Here is a 9,986-nt window from a genome sequence, read left to right on the forward strand (position 1 = left end):
GTGTAAATTAAAGTGTTAGAAAAAGAGACAGAAATATAGATCAAGAAATCATGAATAACGGGAAAATTAGAGAACTTACTTTGCGGCGTCTTTTAGACGATAACTTCGCAGGTTCGAAACTTTTTCGGGATTTGGCCGAATCTCTGGAAGATGCTTCTTTAAAAAATTATTTTCAAAGTCTTGCTTCCCGGCGCTCACAATTCGCCATTGAACTTGGTGAAGAAATTCTTTACTACACCGGAAAAAAAGCTCCCGCTTCTTCTTCCTATACAGTGAGAAAACGCACCGGGTTATACGAGGAAAGCAGGAACAAATGCATAAAAATTGCTTTGCGAGCTAAAAAACTAAGCCTTCAGAAATACCAGGAAGCCTTATGCAGAATTTATGAAGGCAGCTGTCGCGAGGTCTTAATCAGGCACAAAGCCTATCTTGAGAACTGTGTTTTCGAATTAAAAGCTCTAAAGAGCCTGCTTAAATACAGTGCCCAAGTAAAAGATCAACGAAATGAAATGAGCAGTCACTCTTAAAAACTGCTAAGAAATATGTACTGGTAAAAGCACCTTCGGTCCATTCGGGGGTGCTTTTACTTTTAAAACTATCCTCCGGTTTTTTTATATTGCCAATCCAATTTCAATCTTACCTATGAACAAAAAATACTTCCTCTACATTCTGGCATTTTTGAGCCTGCAGTCAGCCTATGCCCAAACGTCTGATCTCACTGTAGAAAAGATCATGCAGGATCCTTCCTGGATGGGTACTTTTCCTTCAAACGTGCAGTGGGGCCCGCACAGCGAATACATTTATTTTAATTACAATCAGGACAACAGCCCTGCCGATTCCCTCTACAGGGTATCCCGAAAAAACCTGAACAAGATAGAAAAGGTTTCATGGCAGGATGAGCAAAAACTCCTTCCGCAGGGAGGCGATTTTAACCAGGCGCGAAATAAAAAGGTGTACACCCGTGATGGAGATCTCTTCCTGTACGACCTGCGTAAAAAAAAAGAGGAAAAGTTACTGGAACTCAGCGGGAGCCTATCAGACCCCCAGTTTTTGTACAATGAAAATAAAGTTAGTTTCGTCAATGATAACAACGCATTTGTTTACGATCTAAGTTCAGGAAAGATCACTCAGTTAACCAATATTCAGGCGGGTAGTCAAAAAGAGCAAAAAGACAAAGAGCTTTCTGCACAAGATCAATGGCTGCAAGATGAAAACCTGCAACTGCTCGAAGAAGTAAGAAAGCGGAAAGAAAACAAAGAAGCCCAAAAAACTTACCGTGACATGACTGCAAAGCCGGAAGTTTTCACCTTTTACACCGGCGACAAGCACTTGCGAAACCTACAGGTATCCCCCAATGGTGAGTATGTGACATTTCAGCTTATCACTACCGCCGAAGCAAAAGATACTGATGTTCCCGATTACACCGATCTTACAGGTTACACAGTGAATCTTCCTGCCCGTAGCAAAGTAGGCAGTGAGCAGGCAAAACTGGAAGCTATGGTGTACAACCTGGAAAAAGATACTGTTTTCAAAGTAGATACAGAAAATCTTCCCGGCATTAAAGACCTGCCCGATTTTGTTAAAGATTATCCCGATAAAGAATGGAAAGAAGAAGTAAGGGAAGTGTACCCCAACGGCACCTGGTTCTCTAATGATGGAAATAAAGCTGTCATGGTAATTCGCTCCAAAGACAATAAAGATCGATGGATTGCCGAATTAGACCCAAAAACAGGAAGCTTGAAATCCCTGGACAGGCAGAGAGATGAAGCCTGGATCTCTGGCCCCGGAATAGGCTATTCCTGGAGTGGAGGTAATATTGGCTGGCTAAACGACAATAAGACCATTTATTTTCAAAGTGAAGAAACCGGGTATTCACACCTCTATCTTCTCGATGTTAATTCGGGAAAAAAAACACAGTTGACCAAAGGTGATTTTGAAGTTTTTGACCCTATTCTTTCCAATGACGGAAAAAGCTGGTATCTCACTACTTCGGAAGTTGATGCTGGCCAGAGACATTTTTACAAAATGCCGGTACGTGGGGGCAAAATGCAGCAGCTTACTACACTTACCGGAAATAATGAAGTTGCCCTGTCGCCAGATGAAGATTATATGGCAATACGATATTCGTACTCCAATAAACCCTGGGAACTTTATTTGAAGAAAACTACTGCTTCAGCCGAAGCTAAACAGGTGACCACAGGCCAGTCTGAAGAATTTCAGAAGTATAACTGGAGAGAACCGGAACTTGTAAAGTTCGAAGCCACAGATGGCGCCATGGTTCCTGCCCGGTTGTACAAACCTTCAGCCGAGGCAAAGAATGGTGCTGCGGTGGTATTTGTTCACGGTGCCGGTTACTTACAAAACGCACATAGCTGGTGGTCAAGCTACTTCAGGGAATATATGTTCCACAACCTGCTGGCCGATCTTGGCTACACGGTTCTAGACATAGATTACCGCGGAAGTGCAGGTTATGGCCGTGACTGGCGCACCGGGATTTACAGGCATATGGGCGGTAAAGACCTTAGCGACCAGGTAGACGGTGTAAAATATTTAATTGCTGAACATGGCGTAAACCCAGAGAAAGTCGGAATTTACGGCGGTAGTTACGGTGGGTTCATCACTCTCATGGCTATGTTTACTGAAGCCGAAACATTTGAATCTGGCGCTGCTTTGCGTTCAGTGACAGACTGGGCTCACTACAACCATGGCTATACCTCAAACATACTCAACGAGCCGGTAAATGACCCTATTGCCTACAGGCGCTCTTCCCCTATTTATTTTGTTGAAGGTTTTGAAGGGAACCTGCTAATAGCACATGGAATGATAGATGTTAATGTGCATTTTCAGGATGTAGTGAGATTGGCCCAGAGGCTCATCGAACTTAAAAAAGAGAATTGGGAAATGGCCGTATATCCGGTAGAAGATCACGGTTTTACCGAACCAAGCAGCTGGACCGATGAATACAGGAGAATCCTGAAGTTATTTAATGAAACCCTGTTAGATTAACCTGCCAAAAAGGGCAAAAAGAGGCTGTCTTTAAAGCTGTAAAATGTCATTCTGAATTTATTCAGAAGCATACTTTACTCACCTTCAGAAGCATACAATATCTGAGACGTGTAAAGGATCACAAAACAGAGCTTTAACGACAGTCTCTTTGCATTCACCCCAGTCATTCGCTTCCAGATTTACAGTATTTTTCCTACCTTTAATTAATCTAATTTACTTCTACCATGAAAAAGATCCTCGTAGCGATCAACATTGAAAAAAATGCCGATCGTTTAATAGCCAAAGCCGAAGAAATTGCTCAGGCTTTCGGATCCAAGATTTGGATCCTTCACGTAAGCGAACCCGACCCCGACGATTACCTTGGGCTGGAAGCCGGACCACAATACGCTCAGGACAAAAGAGTGGAAAACCGGAAAAAAGAAGGCGAACTGGTTAAGCGCATGGCCGAAAACCTGCGCCAAAAGAACATTGAAGCCGAAGGTGTACAACTTAAAGGGTCAACGGTGAAAATGATCAAAAAAGAAGTGCAGAATATCAATGCCGACCTGCTTATTGCCGGACACCACAAAAAGAACTTTTTCTACGATATGTTTGTGGGAAGCATAAAACAGGAACTAATTGACGATCTGGATGTTCCCGTTCTACTGGTGCCTGTAAAACATAGATCTTAATCTGTTTGAAGAAAGGACTACAATGAATTTCCAGCTAATTTGTAGGAATTTTCTTCATTTATTTATTACCCTACAGGTCAAAGAGGACTTTTTTGTCGCCTAACGACCCAACTTCGTAGTTTTCAATAGGTCGAGGGAATATATTTTGTTTATATTTGTTTCGCCTTTAACAAAATATTAGGAGCAAAGGCAGGTTTTATACTTGTATCCCCCTGCGATGAGAGAAAACTGCTGGAAAGAAATTTTTGAAGCCATTCCCTTTGCCTGTTTGGTCTTAGAACCGCAAGAGTGCAATGCATTCATGATGGTAGAGGCTAATACTGCCTATCTTGAATTACTGGGTAGATCCCGCGAAGATCTATTGGGTAAAGACAGTAGGGAAATTTTCTCATCCAATGTCAACCTCAGCGAATATGGGCCTGACTCCTTCTTTGCGACTTTAGAAAAAGTCGTAAAGTTAGGAGAAAAAGAAGAGGTAAACGACCTCCGGTACGACGTAGAAAATAAAGTTACGGGAGAACTTGAAGAACGCTATTTCAGTTCTCAGAATTTCCCAATAAAGAACGAAGCCGGAAAAGTGGAAGTGATCCTGCACTGCGCCGGGGAAGTTACGGCAGAGAATAAACGCAAGAAACGCGATAAAGAAATTGAAGAAGAGCTCAGTTTAAGCCGCCAACAATTCAAGAACTTTATAAGGAGTAACCCTGACGGGCTTTACAGGCTTGACATGGAGGGAAATTTCCTACATGTCAATGAGAGTCTTGCCATGATGGCCGGATTACCTGCAGAAGAGTTAATCAATAGCAACTTCATTAATTTTTGCACCCCTCATGACCAGGACCTCGTTATTGAACATTTTGAAAGGTCCCGTCAAGGAAAAGTAACCTCATTTGAAGCCGAATTCCTATCGGCTACAGGCAACCTGGTTGCTCTTAAGATCCTGCTAATGCCTATGTTTTTAGAGGGCAGTGTAGCCGAAGTTCATGGAATTGCTAAAGATATCACTCAGCTAAAGCACAGCGAAAAGGTGATTATGGAGAAAAGCCGTTTTCTTGAAGTGAACGCAGCTTTTGTAAGCTCCCTCCTTGAAAAAGAAATTAATCAGGAAGCACTTCAACAAACTTTTGGAGTCATAGCCGAAACCGTTGAAGTCGACAGGATGTACTATTTTGAGGCAAACTCCGATCCTGAAACCGGTGAAATATTGATAAGTCAAAAGGTAGAATGGTGCAGCGAAAAAACCATTCCTCAAATTGATAATAAGGAGCTGCAGAATATGCCAATAAAGAAGGTACAGGAAATTACTGGTCCCCTTGTAAAAAACCTTCCATTTACTGCTATTTTAGACGAACTTGCTCCTGGTGAGCTAAGAGAAATTTTTATTGAGCAGCAAATAAAATCTATGTTGTTACTGCCAGTTTTCGTAGGAGATTCACTTACCGGCTTTGTGGGGTTTGACGACTGTACGTATCAGCGCATCTGGAAAGAAGAAGAAATCACCTTTTTAAAGAGCCTTACCCAAAACCTCACTAATGCCTTTGAACGTAATGCCGCTCTCAAAAAAGCGAAGCAAAGCGAGGAAGAACTGAAATTGAGTGAACAAAAATTCAGGGCCCTGGTTCAGGAAGGCGCCGATCTTATCGGGATTTTAGATATTAATGGATACTATTCTTTTGTAAGCGAGAATTACAAGAAGATCCTTGGTTTAGATCCGCAGGAGCTCATAGGGAAGAATGCACAATTTTTCATTCACCCCGAAGACTGGCCCAGAGTTAAAAAACAATTCTACCAGTTAAAGGATCAAAAACAGGTAAAAATCTCTCCTTTCAGGTTTAAAGATAAGAACAACGATTATCGTTGGGTACAGACCACCGCTACCAATCTTTTAAAAGATTCTGCCGTTAAAGGGATTGTAGCCAATTCTCGTGACATTACCACAGTGATTGAGCAGGCCAGGGAAATTGAGCATATCAACGAACGCTATCAACTGGCAGCAACGGCCACGCAAGATCTTATTTACGATTGGGATCTTGTGAAAAACAAAGTCACCCGTTTCCACAGAGGACCCCAAGAGTTGTTTGGCTATTCTGCGGAAGCAGTAGATCAATATGATTTCTGGAGAAATAACGTGCACCCCGAAGATAAACAGGGTGAAAAGAAGAAACTGGCGACTGCAATCTCCAATCCGAACGAAGATTTTATAAAAACAGAATACCGCTTCAGGAAGGCCGACGGCACTTATGCCCGGGTGGTAGATCGCGGTTACATCATTAGAGATTATACCGGTAAGGCTATACGGCTTATAGGTGCCACCAGCGATATTTCAGAAATAACCACAAAAAGAGAAGCTTTAAAGATCGCCAACAAACGTTTTAAGATGGCCATGAAAGCCACCAATGAAATGATTTGGGACTGGGAGATTGAAAAAGATTCGGTGACACGAAGCAAAGGCTACAAAAAGATCTTTGGCTACGATGCCACCCAGGCCACCACGGTACACTCTTTCTGGCTTAAAAAAGTGGTTGACGAAGACAGGGAAAAGGTGCAACGTTCTCTCGCCTATGCCGTGAACAATATTGAAGTTAAGAAATGGAAGCTGGAATACCGCTTTATAAAGGCCGATGGTACCATTGCCCACATCATAGACCGCGGCTATATTTTACGGGACAGCAACGGCAAAGCTACGAGAATGGTGGGCGCGGTGCTCGATGTAACGAACTCAAGAAGGCTTTTGCAAAAAGTTCAAAAGCAAAATAAGGTGCTAAAGGAAATTGCCTGGGAACAGTCTCACGTGGTGAGAGCCCCACTGGCACGCATAAAAGGCCTTTTACACCTGCTGGAAGAAGAGTTGTTTGAGGAAATGTCAAAAAAAGAGATCCTATTTCACATGAAAGAATCGGCTAACGAGCTCGATGATATTATTAGGAATATTGTAGAAAAAACTGAAAAGATTAATGTTGAAGCCAGATAATTCAGGTCGTTTGGAAATTCTGGTAGTAGATGACGATAAAGTAGTGACTTTATTGCACAAGAGCAGTCTTAAATCTTCCCGAATTGAACATTCTCCGGTACTTTGCTACAACGGGAAGGAAGCGCTTGACTATCTTAGGAAGCACGACAAACCCGGAAAACACTTCCTGGTTTTGCTCGACCTCAACATGCCCGTACTTGACGGCTGGAAGGTGTTGAAAAGACTCAAAAAAGAACCTATGCAGGCCCAGGTATTCGTGGTGGTGGTGACATCTTCAATCAACCATCAGGATGCTGTAAAAGCCCAAAAGTTTGAGCACGTAATTCATTTTTGCCGCAAGCCTTTAACAGTGGCGTGCACCCTTAAGATCAAAAATCTGGAGCCTCTTCGAAAATTCTTCTTTCAGAACGTGGAGGAAAATCAGAAAAAATAAAGAAGGGTGTCAAAAATGGCATTTTAAGAGCCCAATATTCTTCAGAAATTTTTATCTTGAAACAAAAATGAAGCAGGTAAATACTGCCTTTGCAGGTTATGGCTCCGGCGGGAGCATCTATAATGCCCCAATCCTATCGAGCGTTGATGGATTTACAGTAAAAAAGATCCTCACCTCCAACCCTACCAATGTTGAAGCCGCAAAAAAAGACTTTCCGGAGGTTGAGATCGTAGGAGAGTATTCAGAAATACTGGAAGATCCCGAAATTGATCTCATCATTTTAGTATTACCCAACCATCTCCATTATACTTTTGCTGAAAAAGCCTTAAAAGCAAGGAAAAATGTACTGGTTGAAAAACCCTTTACTCCCAATGTACGAGAAGCCAATGAACTTATAAAACTGGCACATCAACAAAATTTACTGCTCACCGTGCACCACAACCGGCGTTGGGACAGTGATTTTTTAACTGTAAAAAAGGTAGTTGAAAATGGCCTTTTAGGAAGGGTGGTTGAATATGAAGCCCATTTTGATCGCTTTAGAAACAAAGTAAAAACCGGCTGGAAAGAGGATAAAGAGAACCCCGGAAGCGGAATTCTCTATGATTTGGGGAGTCATCTAATTGATCAGGCGCTTTGTCTCTTCGGACTTCCTCATGAAGTATTTGCCGATATTAGAACCCAGCGGGACAATGCCACGGTGCCCGATGCTTTTGAACTTCTCCTCTTCTACCCTAACCTGAAAGTTACTTTAAAAGCAGGAATGCTTGTAAAGGAAAAAGGCCCCACTTACCAGCTTTCTGGTACAAAGGGAAGTTTTGTGAAATATGGTGTTGATCCCCAGGAAGAATATCTCAAAAAAGGTGCTAAACCACAAAACACTGCAGAATGGGGTGTGGAACCCAAAGAAATTTGGGGCAGGCTCAATACTGTCGAAGAAGAAAAGTTTTTAGAAAGTGAACGCGGCAATTACCCTTTCGTGTACCAAAACCTGTATCATGCCCTTACACAGGGAGAAGCTCTTGCAGTGTTACCTCAACAGGCGAGAGACGTCATAAAGGTCATAGAAGCGGCGCAACAAAGTCATGATGAGCGCAGGGTGATTACCTTTGGTTAAGAGGTTTTCCCGAATCCTTCAGTTTTAAAAAATATCTTTTTGCCTCCTTCAGCACTCGAGGTGCCATGATTAGGGTGGCTGTCATAGTGGGAATAGCCATTAAAGCAAAAAATCCGTCGATGAGGTTTATCATCATGCTTAAAGACGTTGTCGCCCCCAAAAGTATACTCAGAATATAGAAGTAGTTGTAGTAATGTTTGTTTTTGGCACCAATTAAGAAGGAAAGACATTTGCTTCCGTAGTAAGAATATGAAAACAGGGAAGATATACTGAAGATTGCGATACATACCAACAGCAGGTAATTCCCATAACCCGGAATAGACGCATCAAAGGCGGCAGCTGTTAGACTCACCCCATTAACATCGTGCGTTTGCCAAACACCGGTGACAAGAATCGCCATTCCGGTTAAGGAGCACACAATGAGCGTATCTATAGCCGGACCCAACATAGCGACCAGGCCTTCGCGTACTGGCTCGGCAGTTTTGGCAGCTCCGTGGGCCATGGGAGCAGTTCCAATCCCGGCTTCATTTGAAAAGGCACCACGCCGTATTCCCAGAATAATGAGTCCGCCCAACATACCTCCCAAAAATGGTTCTCCGGCATAATTTTCTGCTGCAAAAGCATCAGTAAAAATAAGTTTGAAGTAGTATGGCACCTGCTCAAGATTTACGAACAGAATAATAAGCACGACCACGAAATAAAGCCCCACCATAACCGGAACCATTTTTGAAACCGTATTACTTATTCGGTTGAGTCCACCGTAGATCACCACTGCAGTAATTATAGCCAGGATTAGCCCAATGATCAGGTTGGATGTTAGGGTGACTTCAACCCCGTTAGGTGTTAAAAGTATATAATTTATAGCCTGGGTAAGCTGGTTGACATTAAAGACCGGTAAAGCTCCCACAAGGCCGGCTACACTGAAAAAAGCTGCCATGATCCACCATTTTTTCCCGAGTCCTTCGGTGATAAAATACATGGGGCCACCCTGGAGCTTTCCTTCAGAATCTTTTCCGCGGTACATGACGGCCAGGGTATTGGTGAAAAATTTGGTAGCCATACCTATAATGGCACTTATCCACAACCAGAACATGGCACCCGGACCTCCAATAGCTATAGCAACAGCAACGCCGGCTATATTCCCCATCCCAATGGTAGAAGACAGCGCCGTAGAAAGCGCCTTGAAATGATTGATCTCCCCGGGATCGTTTGGATCATCATATTTTCCCCGAAGTACCTCAATAGAATGCCCGAGGTAACGAAAGGGAAGAAATTTTGAAAGAATGAGAAGATATAATCCTCCCCCCGTAAGTAAGATTAAAAGCGGAAGGCCCCATACGAAGGAGGCGAATTGAGCTATGAACTCATCTAGTGTTGCCATATAACAAATATAGTATTTGCAGGGTACTATACAAGCCCGGTAGGCTTATCACCAAATCATTTATTTTAATTTTCACAACTTTAGCGCTGCAGACTTTTCTTTTAATACTCCCATTAACAAGAGATTATACTTCAGTGAGAACAGCAACAGAAAAGCGGGAGACAAAAAATACTTTATTTTGCACAAAAATATTTTCGTTTTTTATAAAATAACCTATATTTGCACCCGCAAAACGGCCTCGTGGCGCAACTGAATAGCGCATCTGATTACGGCTCAGAAGGTTACAGGTTTGAATCCTGTCGAGGTCACTATATCCACTTCAACAAACCCTGTAACTCACTGATTTACAGGGTTTTTTATTTTTTTTGATGTTAATTAATGTTAAAAAATATTGATTAATATCGAATTAC

General features: G+C 42.4%; 7 protein-coding genes and 1 tRNA gene. 7 read left to right on the forward strand and 1 reads right to left on the reverse strand.

The window, feature by feature from the left end:
* The first annotated feature begins 50 nt into the window (after nucleotides 1-50).
* The 6 genes from ACQ93I_RS15220 to ACQ93I_RS15245 all read left to right on the forward strand — a co-directional run bounded on the left by ACQ93I_RS15220 (nucleotide 51) and on the right by ACQ93I_RS15245 (nucleotide 8,195).
* The gene (locus ACQ93I_RS15220) at nucleotides 51-527 is read left to right on the forward strand and encodes a DUF2383 domain-containing protein (protein WP_431699262.1); all 477 of its coding nucleotides are present in this window, start codon (nucleotides 51-53) and stop codon (nucleotides 525-527) included.
* A gap of 115 nt (nucleotides 528-642) precedes the next feature.
* Nucleotides 643-3,006 carry a prolyl oligopeptidase family serine peptidase gene (locus ACQ93I_RS15225; protein WP_431699263.1) on the forward strand — a complete coding sequence of 788 codons (2,364 nt, stop codon included), beginning with the start codon at nucleotides 643-645 and terminating at the stop codon, nucleotides 3,004-3,006.
* A gap of 224 nt (nucleotides 3,007-3,230) precedes the next feature.
* Nucleotides 3,231-3,677, forward strand: a complete 447-nt coding sequence (locus tag ACQ93I_RS15230; protein WP_423818386.1) for a universal stress protein — start codon at nucleotides 3,231-3,233, stop codon at nucleotides 3,675-3,677.
* A gap of 217 nt (nucleotides 3,678-3,894) precedes the next feature.
* Nucleotides 3,895-6,648 (forward strand): PAS domain-containing protein, encoded by a 2,754-nt coding sequence (locus tag ACQ93I_RS15235; RefSeq protein WP_431699264.1) that lies wholly within the window; start codon nucleotides 3,895-3,897, stop codon nucleotides 6,646-6,648.
* Nucleotides 6,632-7,081, forward strand: a complete 450-nt coding sequence (locus tag ACQ93I_RS15240; RefSeq protein ID WP_266070766.1) for a response regulator — start codon at nucleotides 6,632-6,634, stop codon at nucleotides 7,079-7,081. Before ACQ93I_RS15235 ends, ACQ93I_RS15240 begins: the two co-directional genes overlap by 17 nt.
* 67 nt (nucleotides 7,082-7,148) lie before the next feature.
* A complete protein-coding gene (locus tag ACQ93I_RS15245) occupies nucleotides 7,149-8,195 on the forward strand; it encodes a Gfo/Idh/MocA family oxidoreductase (RefSeq protein ID WP_431699265.1) in 1,047 nt (348 codons plus the stop codon).
* On the opposite strand, the gene ACQ93I_RS15250 is transcribed toward ACQ93I_RS15245, so the two are convergent.
* Nucleotides 8,182-9,576 (reverse strand): alanine/glycine:cation symporter family protein, encoded by a 1,395-nt coding sequence (locus ACQ93I_RS15250; RefSeq protein WP_431699266.1) that lies wholly within the window; start codon nucleotides 9,574-9,576, stop codon nucleotides 8,182-8,184. The two genes, ACQ93I_RS15245 and ACQ93I_RS15250, sit on opposite strands and share 14 nt — an antisense overlap.
* Nucleotides 9,577-9,810: 234 nt before the next feature.
* Here ACQ93I_RS15250 and ACQ93I_RS15255 point away from each other — a divergent pair.
* Nucleotides 9,811-9,884 (forward strand) — tRNA-Arg (locus ACQ93I_RS15255).
* Nucleotides 9,885-9,986 lie beyond the last annotated feature (102 nt).

The sequence above is a fragment of the Salinimicrobium sp. WS361 genome, from assembly GCF_050750585.1.
Lineage (GTDB): Bacteria > Bacteroidota > Bacteroidia > Flavobacteriales > Flavobacteriaceae > Salinimicrobium.